The sequence below is a fragment of the Devosia sp. genome (assembly GCF_036676215.1).
GTDB lineage: Bacteria > Pseudomonadota > Alphaproteobacteria > Rhizobiales > Devosiaceae > Devosia.
This window is the reverse complement of record NZ_JAKFDJ010000005.1, coordinates 1-12,938: the sequence shown is the minus strand read 5'-3', so window position 1 is coordinate 12,938 and position 12,938 is coordinate 1. Positions and strand designations below refer to the sequence as shown.

The following is a 12,938-nucleotide window of genomic DNA, read 5'->3' as shown; positions in this document are numbered from 1 at the left end:
GGCGGCGCCATCGCCTGCTGGGACGGCAGCGAAGCCACCGCCGGCGGCGATGTCGTGGCCGCCGCGACCCCCGAATTGCTGGAAAAGGCTCTCGAACTGGTCAATGCAAGCTGAGGGCGCTGTCCCGGCGCAGGCTCGAAGTTTTGCCTAAACCGCGGCCATATGCTATTGGCCGCGCCAATCCCGCATTTTCTGGACCTTTCGTAGACGCCCATGAGCATCGCGCTGAACCTTGACCATTCGACCGCTATCCGGCCTGCCGCGGCCAGCCGGCCGTCGCTGATCGGCCTCAGCAAGCCCCAGCTCGCCGAGGCGTTGACCACGGCCGGCATCGCCGCCGACAAGGAAGCCCGCATGCGGGCCAGCCAGTTGTGGAACTGGCTCTATGTCAACGGCACCACCGATTTCGACAAGATGACCAATGTGGCCAAGCCGGTGCGGCAGAAGCTGGCCGATACTTTCATTCTCGATCGCCCCGAAATCGTCTCCGAGCAGGTGTCGAGCGACGGCACGCGCAAGTGGCTGTTCCGCTTCCGCGACCCGGCCAATCCGAACTATCCGCCGGTCGAGGTGGAGACCGTCTATATCCCCGAGCAGGACCGCGGGACACTTTGTGTCTCTTCACAAGTGGGTTGCACCCTCACCTGTTCCTTCTGCCACACCGGCACGCAGAAGCTGGTGCGCAATCTCACGGCGGGGGAAATCCTCGGCCAGGTGCTGATGGCGCGCGAGCGGCTGGGCGATTTTCCGGGCGGCAGCCGTCCTGATGACGGCGGGCTCGTGCCGGCAGATGGCACCCGCGCCATCACCAATGTGGTGATGATGGGCATGGGCGAGCCGCTCTACAATTACGAAGCCGTCAAGCAGGCGCTGCTGATCGCTTCGGCCGGCGACGGCATGAGCCTTTCCAAGCGCCGCATTACGCTTTCGACCTCGGGCGTCGTGCCCTTCATCGAGCCGACCGGGCGCGAGATCGACGTCATGCTGGCGATATCGCTGCATGCGACCAATAACGACCTGCGCGACGTGCTGGTGCCGATCAACAAGAAGTGGCCGATCGAGGAACTGCTTGAGGCCTGCCGCAACTATCCGGGCCTTTCAAATGCCCGCCGCATCACCTTCGAATATGTCATGCTCGACGGCATCAATGACAGCGATGCCGAGGCGCGTGAACTGGTGCGGCTGCTGGCCGGCATTCCGGCCAAGATCAACCTGATCCCGTTCAATCCCTGGCCCGGCGCCAATTACGGCACCTCGCCCTCCTCACGCATTGAGCGCTTCGCCGACATCGTCAACAAGGCCGGCTATGCCAGCCCGGTGCGCACGCCGCGCGGCCGCGATATCTTCGCCGCCTGCGGTCAGCTCAAGAGCGAGAGCGAACGGCTCTCCAAGAAAGACCGCGACGCGCTGGCGGGGGCATGACCGCGCCGACGCTGATCCCCGAACTCTCCGTTGCAGATCTGACGCCGAGCCTGGTGTTCTATTGCGACCTGCTGGGTTTTTCGGTCCGCTACAGCCGGCCGGAGGAAGGTTTCGCCATGGTGGCGCTGGGGCAGGCGGTCCTGATGCTCGACCAGATCGGCATCGGTCGCGACTGGGTCACGGGACCGCTGGATCGCCCGCTCGGCCGGGGCGTCAATTTCCAGATCGAAGTGGCCAGCCTGTCGCCCATGCTGGCACGGCTGCAGCAGGCCGGCACGCCGCTGTTCCAGCCGGTTGAGACGAAGAGCTATGCCGCTGGCATGGACATGGTCACGCAAAGCCAATTCTGCGTGCAGGATCCGGATGGCTATCTGCTGCGGTTCTTCGCCAGGGTCTGAGGCCGACTGCTGCCTAGGCGGATTTTCATGGTAATATCGGCCCATCCGCAGGGAGGAGACCCGCATGACCCATTCCGGATTGGGCGCTATCGGCCAGCTTAGCCGCAGCGTTGCCGATATTGCCGCGGCCGAGGCCTGGTGGCGCGACGTGCTGGGGCTGCCCCATCTCTATACGTTCGGCCCGCTGGCCTTTTTCGATTGCGACGGCGTGCGGCTGATGCTGAGCGCCGAGCCGGGCGAAAGCCACAGCAACATCATCTATTTCCGGGTGCCCGATATCGACGCCAGCCATGCCGAGCTGAGCGCGCGGGGCGTGGCGTTTCTCGGCGCGCCGCAGATGATCCATCGCCATGCCGATGGGCTCGAGGAATGGATGGCGTTCTTTTCCGACAATGAAGGAAGACCGCTGGCGCTCATGAGCCAGAGGCGGCCCGGCTGATTACTTGCGACCTTCGGCCAAAAGGATGGTGGCGGCGAAGGCCATGAAGACGGTAGCAAAGCTCCAGTTCAGCGCCTTTGAGACCCACTTGCTGTCGCGCAGGGTCGTCGTCAGCCATTCGGCGAACAGCACCGTGGCGACGACGATGGGGATGGAGACCAGAATAAACTCCACGCCCAGGAACAGCAGCTTGCCGGACGCGGCTGGATCGTCCGCCGAAACGAATTGCGGCAGGAAGGTCACGAAGAACAGCGCCACCTTGGGGTTGGTCAGGTTGATGCCGAGCCCGGTCATATAGCTCTGGGCAAAGCTGGGCTGCCGGCCACCGCCTTCCCTCGTCACCAGCAGGCCACCGCCGGAGCGGATGGCCTGGATGGCCAGCCAGACCAGATAGAGCGCGCCGGCAATCTTGAGCACCCAGAAGGCAGCGGGCGCCGTGACGATCAGCACCGAAACGCCGAAAGCGACGAGCGCGGTATGCACCGCTATGCCGGTTGTCGTGCCGAGCGCCGCGGCGAAACCGTGAAGGCGGCCAAAGCTCATGGTGCGCGACATGAATAGCGCCATATCCGGCCCCGGGGTGACGGCCAGCACAAAGGCTGCAAGGGCAAAGGTCAGGATAACCGAGAGATCGGGGACAAAGGGCATGGTGCGTCCGTGGTGGTTTGGCAGGTCTGTCGATCAGCGATACCCGACCCCTAGGGCAGCGGCAATTCATAGCTGCGCTTGATGGTCTCCATCGGCACGTCGGTCTTGACGCTTTGCACGCTGGGGATGCGCATCAGGTAGTCGGATTGGAAGCGCCAATAGGCGTGCAGGTCCGCCGTGACGATGCGCATTATGGCGTCGCATTCCCCGGTGGTGAGATAGCATTCGACGACCTCGGGGAAGTTGCGCACCGTCTCGGCAAACTGATGGGTGATCTCGGCATCCTGGGTCTTGAACCAGACGCGGGCGAAGACGGTGAGGCCGAGGCCGACCTTGGCGCCATCCAGCACCGCGACATAGCGATCGATGATGCCGGATTCTTCGAGCAGCCGCACCCGGCGCAGGCAGGGCGAGGGCGACAGCCCCACCTCATTGGCCAGCTCGACATTGCTCATCCGCCCATTGCGCTGCAGCGCGCGCAGGATACGGCGGTCAATGGGGTCCAGGGTTGTTGGCATTTTCTGCTCTCAATGCGTGTTCAATCAGCGTTTTCTGCCACAACATCATCCATGCGTGACTTTTTCGCAAGATTGTTGCGTCCCATCCGATCTATTGTTCCAATCAGACACGCTGGGACCAAACCACATCATGGCAAAAGACATCAAAAAGGTCGTGCTCGCCTATTCGGGCGGCCTCGATACCTCCATCATCCTCAAATGGCTGCAGGAGACCTATGACTGCGAGGTGGTGACCTTCACCGCCGATCTGGGCCAGGGCGAAGAGCTCGAGCCGGCGCGCAAGAAGGCCGAGATGTTCGGCATCAAGGATATCCGCATTGAGGACCTGCGCGAGGAATTCGTGCGCGACTTCGTCTTCCCGATGTTCCGGGCCAATACGGTCTATGAAGGCCAGTACCTGCTCGGCACCTCGATCGCGCGGCCGCTCATTGCCAAGCGCCTGGTCGAAATCGCCCAGGAAACCGGGGCGGATGCGATCTCGCATGGCGCCACCGGCAAGGGCAATGACCAGGTGCGGTTTGAGCTGACCGCCAATGCGCTCGATCCTTCCATCAAGGTGATCGCGCCATGGCGCGAGTGGGACCTGCGCAGCCGCACCCAGCTGCTCGAATATGCCGAGCGCAACCAGATTCCGATCGCCAAGGACAAGCGCGGCGAAGCCCCGTTCTCGGTCGATGCCAACCTGCTGCATACGTCATCGGAAGGCATGGTGCTCGAAGACCCCGCCGTGCCGGCGCCCGACTACGTGGCGCAGCGCACCGTCGATCCGGAAAAGGCCCCCGATCAGCCTGAAATCATCACCATCGGCTACGAAAAGGGTGACCCGGTCTCGGTCAATGGCGTCAGGCTCTCGCCGGCCGAGCTGCTCACCAAGCTCAACGAGCTGGGCGGCAAGCATGGCGTGGGGCGGCTCGATCTGGTGGAAAACCGCTTTGTCGGCATGAAGAGCCGCGGACTCTACGAGACGCCGGGCGGCGCGATCATGCTGGTGGCGCATCGCGGCATCGAATCGATCACGCTCGACCGCGGCGAAGCCCATCTCAAGGATGAGCTGATGCCCAAATATGCCGAGCTGATCTATAACGGCTTCTGGTTCTCGCCCGAGCGCGACATGCTGCAGGCTCTGATCGACAAGAGCCAGACCTATGTGACCGGCGAAGTCACTGTGAAGCTCTACAAGGGCAGCGCCAGCGTCATTGCCCGCACCTCGCCGCACTCGCTCTACTCGATGGACCTGGTGACCTTCGAAGAAGGCGCGGTGGCCTATGACCACAAGGATGCCGAGGGCTTCATTCGCCTCAACGGCCTGCGCCTCAAGACCTGGGCTGCCCGCAACCACAAGGCGCGCAGCCGCTGACCGGACCCCTTGCCCGGCCTTTCCATGGGGGAGGGCCGGGAAGCGGGCATTGGCCTGCGGAGCCCGAAGTTAATCGCTCGTTAACGGGAACGATCTAGCTTCCCTGCTGCGTCGCAATGACGGGGGAATGGTGGGTGCAGTCAGTAGACGCTGGCAGCTTGAGCGAGATGGCTGAAGCATTGCTGCTCGACGCTGCGCTCGAGAACATCCCCTATGGCTTCTGCGTCTGGTCGCCGCAGTTCCGCCTGATGATGTGGAACAAGCATTACCGCGACATCTATGGCTTTCCCGCCGACTCCATCTATCGCGGCATGAGTCTGGAAGAGGTGGTGCAGCTCAGCGCCCAGCTCGGCAACCATCCCGATCAGGCGTCCGAGGAATTCTACGAGAATTACACTGCCGACCTGCTGTCCAATCGCAACGGCGCCCGCACCAAGAGCCAGGAAGTGGTGCATGGTGGGCGGATCATCGAAACCGCCCATGTCTATTCCGAGGCGCTCGGATGGGTGGTGACGCATGAGGACATCACCGACGAGATCGCCCGTACCGAGGTGGTTCAGAAGCGCAAGCTCGAGCTGGAGCGGCAGAACATTCGCCTCGACGCGGCGGTCAACAACATATCCCAGGGCCTGTGCATGATGGACGCCAAGGGGCGGCTGGTCATCTGCAACGAGCCCTATGCGCGCATCTACAACCTGCCCGACCACCTGCTCAAGGCCGGCACCCAGCTCGAAAATATCCTGGGGCATCTATTCGACATGGGCATGAGTGCGGGTGGCACGCGCGAAGAATATATCGCCTGGCGGCGCGACGTCATCGCGCGCCGCGAATATGGCAAGAATATCCACGAGCTCAACAACCGCACCATCATGATGCAGCATCATCCGATGAAGGATGGCGGCTGGGTGTCGACGCATGAGGATATTACCGAACAGCGGCAGAACGAGGCGCGCATCCGCCACCTCGCCCGGCATGATGCGCTGACCGACCTGCCCAATCGCATCGAATTTCTCGAGCAGATGGCCAAGACCGAGGCCGGGCTGTCACGCGGCGAAATGGCGGCCGTGCTCTATATCGACCTCGATCACTTCAAGGCGGTCAATGACACGCTCGGTCACGCGGTGGGCGATGAAGTCATCAAGCAGGCGTCGGCCCGGCTCTGGGGTACGACGCGCGAAACCGATGTATTGGCGCGGCTGGGTGGCGACGAATTTGCGCTGCTGATGCGGCCCATCGACAGCGCCGCCGACGCCGCCAAGGTGGCCGATCGCATCATCAAGGCGATCGGCGCGCCCATGCATATCGGCGGCCAGCAGATCGAGATCGGCGCCAGCGTCGGCATTGCGGTGGGGCCGGGCGACGGGGTCAAGACCGACACGCTGGTCAAGAATGCCGATCTGGCCCTCTACAAGGCCAAGAGCGAAGGTCGTTCGACCTACCACTTCTTCGAAACCGGCATGGATGCCGATCTACAGTCGCGCCGCTCGATCGAGGCCGGGCTGCGGCTGGCTCTGCAGCGCGACGAATTGCGGCTGGTGTTCCAGCCGCTGCTGGGGCTGGCCGAAAACCGCGTCACCTGTGTCGAGGCGCTGCTGCGCTGGGACCATGAAGGTCGCACCATATCGCCTACCGAGTTCATCCCCATCGCCGAGGAAACCGGGCTGATCGTGGCCATTGGCGAATGGGTGCTGCGCGAGGCCTGCAAGATGGCGGCGACCTGGCCGGGCGATGTGCGGGTCGCGGTCAATCTGTCGCCCATCCAGTTCAAGAACCGTGACCTGGTGGGCCTGGTCAAGTCGGCGCTGAGCGAAGCCCGCATGCCGGCAACGCGGCTGGAGCTCGAAATCACCGAATCCCTGCTGCTGGCCGAGAACGACACCAATCTGACGGCACTGCATGATCTGCGCGCCATGGGCGTGCGCATTTCGATGGACGATTTCGGCACCGGCTATTCCTCGCTCAGCTATCTCCGCTCCTTCCCCTTCGACAAGATCAAGATCGACCGCTCCTTCATGCGCGATCTCACCAGCCGGGGCGACAGCCAGGCCATCATCAAGGCGGTGATCGGGCTGGGCCAGTCGCTGGGCATGTCGACGACGGCCGAGGGTGTCGAGACCGAGGAACAGCTTGAAATGGTGCGGGCGCACGGCGTTTCGGAAGTGCAGGGCTTCCTGTTCTCCCCGCCGCTGCCGCCGGCCGCTCTGGCCAACCTGCTGCATTCCGACGCGGTCAAATCCCAGGTCGGCCGCAAAAGGGCCTCCTGAGGTCGAGCCACCTGGGCAGGGGGCGCGATTGCGTTCCGGTAACCTGTTTGCCAGACTTGCCCCATGCGCCCAGGTCTTTATGCCCAGCTCCGTGCCATAGCCCGCCGTGCAGGTCGCGACGCCGGTCTTGCCGACGATCTGGTACAGGAGGCCTTGATGGCCGCGATACTGGCCGGCCGCACCGATTTTGACGCGCCTGAGACCGCGCGATGGCTGAGCGGCACGGTCCGCAATCAGGCACGCATGGTCGCCCGGGGCGCCAGTCGCCGCCGGCGCCGCGAGGCGCAGTGGCAGGCAAGCCAGCCGGCCTCGCCGCCGATCGAGGCTGGCTCCGACAGCGCGGCGCTGCTGGCTTCGTTGCCGCCTGCCCTCAAGGCCGTCGCCGCGCTCACGCTGTCCGGACACAACAGGCGGGAAATTGCCTGGCTGCTCGGTCTGTCCGACGAAGCTTTGCGCCAGCGCATCTCCGCGCTGAGGCGCCGCGTGGTGCTGGCCGGCTTCGCCCTGCCAGGGGAACTGCCGGGCCTGAACCTTAACCTGGCCTATGGCCGCATCCGCGATGCCTTGCTGCCGCAATTGCTGCGCGATGGCGGCATGTTGGCCAGCCATGACCCCGACGGACATCTTTTTGTCGTGCAACGCTCACAAAACACGGCTCCGCGGCAACTGCAGGTGCAGACCACAAAGGAGGGCTCGCCATGAGCTTCAAGGCCAAGAGCGCCAGCATCGTGTTTTATGTTTCCGACATCGTCCGTACCGAGAAATTCTACACCGAGACCTTCGGGCTCGACCTGACCCGCATGGAGGGTGCGGAGCCGTTCTGGCTTTCGGGAACGCTGGAGGGCGGGCCGGACCTGGTATTCTTTGAAATGGACGGCGTGCGCGGCAATACGCCGGCGCTGGTTTTCACTGTCGATGACGGCGGTATCGACGACATCGTCGCGGCGCTGGCCGAGCAGGGCGTCACCATCGTTACGCCGGTTTCGGAGGCGCCCGGGGGCTGGAGCGCCGACTTTCTGGACCCGGATGGTTTTGGCCTCGGGCTCTGGCAATCGGGCGAGCTACCGCGCTCGCTGAAGTAACCATGGCGGGCGGCCGCAACCCAGTGATGCGCCGCCTGCGCTTGTGGAAAACGCCATCTTCCTGTAAGGCAGCGCCAAATGCACCGATCCCGCCTTTCAGCGAGTGTCGGCGCGCGTTTATTCCTGCATGGTTCAGCCGTTTGCCGCCGCCCCTTTCGCGGCCCAAGGTTTTGGGATCATGCCAAAGAGGCCTGACCCCATATGTCGCTGCGCAATATCGCTATCATCGCCCACGTTGACCACGGCAAGACCACGCTGATCGACGTGCTGCTCAAGCAGTCCGGTTCGTTCCGCGAAAACGAACGCGTCGAAGAACGCGCCATGGACAGCAACGATATCGAGCGCGAGCGCGGCATTACCATTCTGGCCAAGGTCACCAGCCTGCTCTGGAAAGATACCCGCATCAATATCGTCGACACCCCCGGCCACGCCGACTTCGGCGGTGAGGTCGAGCGCATTCTCTCCATGGTGGATGGCGTGGTGATCCTGGTGGACGCGGCCGAAGGCCCGATGCCGCAGACCAAGTTCGTGCTCGGCAAGGCGCTGGCCCAGGGCCTGCGCCCCATCGTCGCCATCAACAAGATCGACAAGGCCGACGAGCGCCACATGGAAGTGCTCGAAGAAATCTTCGACCTGTTCATCGCGCTCGATGCCTCTCCCGAGCAGCTGGATTTCCCGGTCCTCTATGGCTCGGCCAAGCAGGGCTGGATGGCGCTGGAGCCCGAAGGCCCCAAGGACGATCTGGGCCCGCTGCTCGACAAGGTCATCGAGCATGTGCCCGAGCCGGCCGTCGAGGAAGGCGCCTTCCGCATGCTGGTCACCACCATCGAGCGCAACCCCTTCCTCGGTCGTATCCTGACCGGCCGCATCACCTCCGGCACCGTCAAGGCCAACGACCCCATCCACACGCTCAACCGTGAAGGCAAGGAAGTCGAAAAGGGCCGCATCTCCAAGGTGCTGGCCTTCCGCGGCCTCGAACGTACTCCGGTTGACGTCGGCGAAGCCGGCGACATCGTCGCCATTGCAGGTCTGGTGACCTCGACCGTGGCCGATACGCTCTGCGCCACGTCGGTGACCAAGCCGATCGCCAGCAAGCCGATCGATCCCCCGACCCTGTCGGTCACCTTCCGCATCAATGACGGCCCGCTGGCCGGCCGCGAAGGCGACAAGGTGCAGTCCCGCGTCATCCGCGAGCGCCTGATGCGCGAAGCCGAAGGCAATGTCGCGATCAAGGTGACGCCGGGCGACGACAACGACTCCTACGACGTGGCTGGCCGCGGCGAATTGCAGCTGGCCGTGCTGATCGAAAACATGCGCCGCGAAGGGTTCGAACTGACCATCGGTCGCCCCAAGGTGCTGATGCGCGACATCGACGGCGTGCGCCATGAGCCGATCGAAGAAGTCATCATCGACGTCGATGACGAGCATACCGGCACCGTGGTGCAGAAGCTCACCGAGCGCAAGGGCGAGCTGACCGACATGCGCCCGTCCGGCGTCGGCCGCACCCGCATCCAGCTCTTGGTGCCCACCCGCTCGCTGATCGGCTATCAGCCGGAACTTTTGAGCGACACCCGCGGCACCGCCATCTTCAACCGCCTGTTCCACTCCTTCGTGCCGTTCAAGGGCGATCTGCCGACCCGTCGCACCGGCGTGCTGATCTCCAACGGCACCGGCCAGTCCGTCGCCTTTGCCCTGTGGAATCTCGAAGACCGCGGCCCGATCATGATCGATGCCGGCGTCGACATCTATGAAGGCATGATCATCGGCGAGCATTCCCGCGAGAACGACCTCGAGGTCAACGCGCTCAAGGGCAAGCAGCTCACCAATATCCGCACCACGTCCAAGGACGAAGCGGTGCGCCTGACTACGCCCAAGAAGCTGACCCTCGAGCAGTCGCTCGGCTATATCGCCGAAGACGAATATGTCGAGGTGACCCCCAAGTCGATCCGCCTGCGCAAGATCTGGCTCGACCCCAATGACCGCAAGCGCAACATGCGGGCGCAGAAGTCGGCTTAAGGCCTATCCGGAGGGCGGTGTGCCTGGCCCACCCCCTCCCAGCCTCCCCATCAGGGGGAGGTGCAGCCCGGTGGGTTGAACTCGATCTCGCCACAGAGTGGAGAGACACCTCCCCCTTGATGGGCTTGCGAGCGACCCGAAGGGGCAAATCGCTCCAGTGGAGCGATTTGAGCGATCAAGGCTAGGAGGGGGTGATGTTTGGCCCCGATCCTCGACCGGGAGAGAGAACATGACCGACTGGATCATCCAGACCATTTCCGATCTCGGCTATGTCGGCATCTTCCTGGTCATGCTGGCCGAATCGATCTTTCCGCCCATTCCGTCCGAGCTGATCATTCCCTTTGCCGGCTTTGCCGCTGCCAATGGCGATCTCAACTTCTTCGGTGTCATCGCTGCCGCCACGGTGGGCGCGGTGGTCGGCATGCTGCCCTGGTATTTCGCCGGGCGGCTGTTCGGGCTCGATCGCGTGCGCCGGCTGGCTGACAAGTTCGGGCGCTTCATGGCCTTCAATGCCGACGAGATCGACCTGGCCGTTGGCTGGTTCACCCGCTTCGGGCCGATCATCGTGCTGTTCGGCCGCTTGCTGCCGATCATCCGTACGCTGATCTCCATTCCGGCCGGCCTTGCCCGCATGCCTCTGCCCGTCTTCCTGCTCGCCTCGACCACCGGCGCGCTGATCTGGAACACCATCCTGACGCTGGCCGGCTATATCCTGCACGAGCATTACGAGCTCATCGAAGTCGTGCTCGATCCGCTGAGCTATATCGTGCTGGGCCTGGTGGTGCTGGTCTACCTGGTCAAGGTGATCACCTGGAAGCCAAGCAAGGCCGCAGCCTAGGTCTCTCGCATTCTGCAACACTCCTCGCATTCTGCCACGCAGGCGGCGGCGCAAAATGCGACTGGTGACAACACTTTAAGCTCTTGCCCCCGGTTTGCCTGCCTCCGGCAGTTGGCACGCTTCGTGCAATAGAGTTCCCGTCCGGAGAGTTTGTATTGCGTACCGGATCCAAAGTCATTGGGGCCTCGTTCCGTGCGACCGGAGCGAGGTCCTGCTGCTTTTGCGGGGCGCCCTTGCCGCAAGCCCCGCTACCCATTAGATATTTCGCGATCATTCCTCTGCCGCGTTCGCGAACGCAAAACCGGCAGCCCCTTTTGCTGCGAACGCTCTAACCGGAGACGCCCATGCGCGCCGTGCTCGACATCATCCTTCTCATCCTCCAGCTCTACTGGTGGATCGTCCTGGCCATGATCATCATGAGCTGGCTGATCTCGTTCAACGTGATCAATACGCGCAATCAGTTCGTCGAGGGCCTGTGGCGCGTGCTCAACCAGCTCACCGAGCCGGTGCTGCGCCCCATCCGCAAGATCATGCCGAATTTCTCGGGCCTCGATATCAGCCCGATCATCCTGTTCATCATCATCTTCTTCATCGAGCGGATCATCGTCTATTACATCTATCCCAACGTGTTCTGATCCCGTTGGATGATCCAAAATGCTACCGGCTCAGCCCCAACGGGCTGAGCCTTTTCGTTCGCGTCACCCCCAATGCCGGGCGCGATGCCATTGAGGGTGTCGAGCGCCGCGACGATAACAGTGCCGTGCTGCGCCTCCGCGTCAGTGCGGTGCCCGACAAGGGCAAGGCCAATGCCGCCGTGGTCGCGCTGCTGGCCAAGGCTTTGGGCGTGCCGAAATCGGCGCTGAGCGTGGTGAGCGGGGAGACGAGCCGGCTCAAGACGATTGCGGTGGCGGGGGATGGCAGCGCCATCCTTTTTCGTCTGAGCGCGCTGTTGTCGTCCCTCTCCCCTTGAGGGAAAGACCACCGCGACAAAGCATCGCAATATCCATTGCTTAAGCCCCCAATCTGGCTAATCTCCACCCCTGGAGGGGGCTCTTGGAGGGCAGGTCCGCTGTTGGTTGGAGGACCGGCATGGGCCTTGCGATGAGTCCCTGGAGAACATCTAGAGGGACTAATCTAATGACTTTGGCACTCTGGCTGATCGTCGTGTGCGGCGCTCTGTCCATCGTTTATGGTGTGATCACCACGCAGCAATTGCTCGCCGCCGATAGCGGGAGCGCCCGCATGCAGGAGATTTCGGCCGCCGTGCGCGAGGGCGCATCGGCCTATCTCAAGCGGCAATATACCACCATCGCCATGGTCGGCGTGGTCATCCTCATCGCGGCCTATTTCCTGCTCGGCATCTATGCCGCCATTGGCTTCCTCATCGGCGCGATGCTTTCGGGTGCGGCCGGTTTTATCGGCATGAATGTCTCGGTGCGCGCCAATGTGCGCGTGGCGCAGGCGGCGATTTCCTCGCTCGGCCGGGGCCTCGATCTCGCCTTCAAGTCGGGCGCGGTCACCGGCATGCTGGTGGCGGGTCTTGGCCTGCTCGGCGTCACCATCTACTTCATGGTGCTGACCATGATGCTGGGCTTTGACCCCATCGGCCGCACCGTCATCGATGCGCTGGTCGCCCTCTCCTTCGGCGCTTCGCTCATCTCCATCTTCGCCCGTCTCGGCGGCGGCATCTTCACCAAGGGTGCGGACGTGGGCGGCGACATGGTGGGCAAGGTCGAAGCCGGCATTCCGGAAGACGATCCGCGCAACCCGGCCACCATTGCCGACAATGTCGGCGACAATGTCGGCGATTGCGCCGGCATGGCGGCCGATCTGTTCGAAACCTATGTGGTGACCATCGTCGCCACCATGGTGCTGGCCGCCATCATCCTGCCCGATGCCTTCAAGCTCATGGGCATGGTGCTGCCGCTGGCCATTGGCGGCGCCTGCGTCGTGACC

The 12,938-nt window shown here is 63.2% G+C and carries 14 protein-coding genes; 12 read left to right on the top strand and 2 right to left on the bottom strand.

Annotation, left to right across the window (positions count from 1 at the left end):
- Window positions 1-213 precede the first annotated feature (213 nt).
- The 3 genes from rlmN to V6M52_RS00380 all read left to right on the top strand — a co-directional run bounded on the left by rlmN (window position 214) and on the right by V6M52_RS00380 (window position 2,259).
- Window positions 214-1,422 (top strand): 23S rRNA (adenine(2503)-C(2))-methyltransferase RlmN, encoded by a 1,209-nt coding sequence (gene rlmN / locus V6M52_RS00390; RefSeq protein ID WP_332689091.1) that lies wholly within the window; start codon window positions 214-216, stop codon window positions 1,420-1,422.
- Window positions 1,419-1,820, top strand: coding sequence for a bleomycin resistance protein (locus tag V6M52_RS00385; protein ID WP_332698233.1), 402 nt, complete (start codon window positions 1,419-1,421; stop codon window positions 1,818-1,820). The genes rlmN and V6M52_RS00385 overlap by 4 nt, the downstream gene beginning before the upstream one ends.
- Window positions 1,821-1,884: 64 nt before the next feature.
- Window positions 1,885-2,259 (top strand): VOC family protein, encoded by a 375-nt coding sequence (locus V6M52_RS00380; RefSeq protein WP_332689087.1) that lies wholly within the window; start codon window positions 1,885-1,887, stop codon window positions 2,257-2,259.
- Here the strand turns inward: V6M52_RS00380 and V6M52_RS00375 are convergent, their stop codons facing one another.
- Complete coding sequence (locus tag V6M52_RS00375) at window positions 2,260-2,907, bottom strand: LysE family translocator (RefSeq protein ID WP_332689085.1); 648 nt, start codon at window positions 2,905-2,907, stop codon at window positions 2,260-2,262. It lies immediately after the preceding gene.
- A gap of 50 nt (window positions 2,908-2,957) precedes the next feature.
- A complete protein-coding gene (locus V6M52_RS00370) occupies window positions 2,958-3,425 on the bottom strand; it encodes an Lrp/AsnC family transcriptional regulator (protein ID WP_332689083.1) in 468 nt (155 codons plus the stop codon).
- Window positions 3,426-3,555: 130 nt separating this feature from the next.
- On the opposite strand from V6M52_RS00370, the gene V6M52_RS00365 reads away from it, so the two are divergent.
- The 9 genes from V6M52_RS00365 to V6M52_RS00325 all read left to right on the top strand — a co-directional run.
- Window positions 3,556-4,782: an argininosuccinate synthase gene (locus tag V6M52_RS00365; protein WP_332689081.1), complete on the top strand. Its 1,227-nt coding sequence runs from the start codon at window positions 3,556-3,558 to the stop codon at window positions 4,780-4,782.
- 167 nt (window positions 4,783-4,949) lie between these two features.
- Window positions 4,950-7,046, top strand: coding sequence for a putative bifunctional diguanylate cyclase/phosphodiesterase (locus V6M52_RS00360; RefSeq protein ID WP_332689079.1), 2,097 nt, complete (start codon window positions 4,950-4,952; stop codon window positions 7,044-7,046).
- A 63-nt stretch (window positions 7,047-7,109) separates the two neighbouring features.
- A complete protein-coding gene (locus V6M52_RS00355; protein WP_332698230.1) occupies window positions 7,110-7,748 on the top strand; it encodes an RNA polymerase sigma factor in 639 nt (212 codons plus the stop codon).
- The gene (locus V6M52_RS00350) at window positions 7,745-8,128 is read left to right on the top strand and encodes a VOC family protein (protein WP_332698227.1); all 384 of its coding nucleotides are present in this window, start codon (window positions 7,745-7,747) and stop codon (window positions 8,126-8,128) included. The genes V6M52_RS00355 and V6M52_RS00350 overlap by 4 nt, the downstream gene beginning before the upstream one ends.
- Before the next feature lie 201 nt (window positions 8,129-8,329).
- Window positions 8,330-10,144, top strand: a complete 1,815-nt coding sequence (gene typA, locus V6M52_RS00345) for a translational GTPase TypA (RefSeq protein WP_332689077.1) — start codon at window positions 8,330-8,332, stop codon at window positions 10,142-10,144.
- Window positions 10,145-10,373: 229 nt separating this feature from the next.
- Window positions 10,374-10,982 (top strand): DedA family protein, encoded by a 609-nt coding sequence (locus tag V6M52_RS00340; RefSeq protein WP_332698224.1) that lies wholly within the window; start codon window positions 10,374-10,376, stop codon window positions 10,980-10,982.
- Between the two features lie 344 nt (window positions 10,983-11,326).
- Window positions 11,327-11,617 (top strand): YggT family protein, encoded by a 291-nt coding sequence (locus V6M52_RS00335; protein WP_332689073.1) that lies wholly within the window; start codon window positions 11,327-11,329, stop codon window positions 11,615-11,617.
- A gap of 5 nt (window positions 11,618-11,622) precedes the next feature.
- Window positions 11,623-11,952, top strand: coding sequence for a DUF167 family protein (locus V6M52_RS00330; RefSeq protein ID WP_332698221.1), 330 nt, complete (start codon window positions 11,623-11,625; stop codon window positions 11,950-11,952).
- Between the two features lie 167 nt (window positions 11,953-12,119).
- A partial coding sequence (locus V6M52_RS00325; RefSeq protein ID WP_332698218.1) for a sodium/proton-translocating pyrophosphatase occupies window positions 12,120-12,938 on the top strand: 819 nt, incomplete at its 3' end.

Coding starts and splice junctions, on each gene's coding strand:
- V6M52_RS00340 (WP_332698224.1), top strand. CDS start 10,374: ATGACCGACTGGATCATCCAGACCATTTCCGATCTCGGCTATGTCGGC.
- typA (WP_332689077.1), top strand. CDS start 8,330: ATGTCGCTGCGCAATATCGCTATCATCGCCCACGTTGACCACGGCAAG.
- V6M52_RS00355 (WP_332698230.1), top strand. CDS start 7,110: ATGCGCCCAGGTCTTTATGCCCAGCTCCGTGCCATAGCCCGCCGTGCA.
- V6M52_RS00380 (WP_332689087.1), top strand. CDS start 1,885: ATGACCCATTCCGGATTGGGCGCTATCGGCCAGCTTAGCCGCAGCGTT.
- V6M52_RS00370 (WP_332689083.1), bottom strand. CDS start 3,425: ATGCCAACAACCCTGGACCCCATTGACCGCCGTATCCTGCGCGCGCTG.
- V6M52_RS00375 (WP_332689085.1), bottom strand. CDS start 2,907: ATGCCCTTTGTCCCCGATCTCTCGGTTATCCTGACCTTTGCCCTTGCA.
- V6M52_RS00365 (WP_332689081.1), top strand. CDS start 3,556: ATGGCAAAAGACATCAAAAAGGTCGTGCTCGCCTATTCGGGCGGCCTC.
- V6M52_RS00350 (WP_332698227.1), top strand. CDS start 7,745: ATGAGCTTCAAGGCCAAGAGCGCCAGCATCGTGTTTTATGTTTCCGAC.
- V6M52_RS00360 (WP_332689079.1), top strand. CDS start 4,950: ATGGCTGAAGCATTGCTGCTCGACGCTGCGCTCGAGAACATCCCCTAT.
- V6M52_RS00335 (WP_332689073.1), top strand. CDS start 11,327: ATGCGCGCCGTGCTCGACATCATCCTTCTCATCCTCCAGCTCTACTGG.
- V6M52_RS00385 (WP_332698233.1), top strand. CDS start 1,419: ATGACCGCGCCGACGCTGATCCCCGAACTCTCCGTTGCAGATCTGACG.
- rlmN (WP_332689091.1), top strand. CDS start 214: ATGAGCATCGCGCTGAACCTTGACCATTCGACCGCTATCCGGCCTGCC.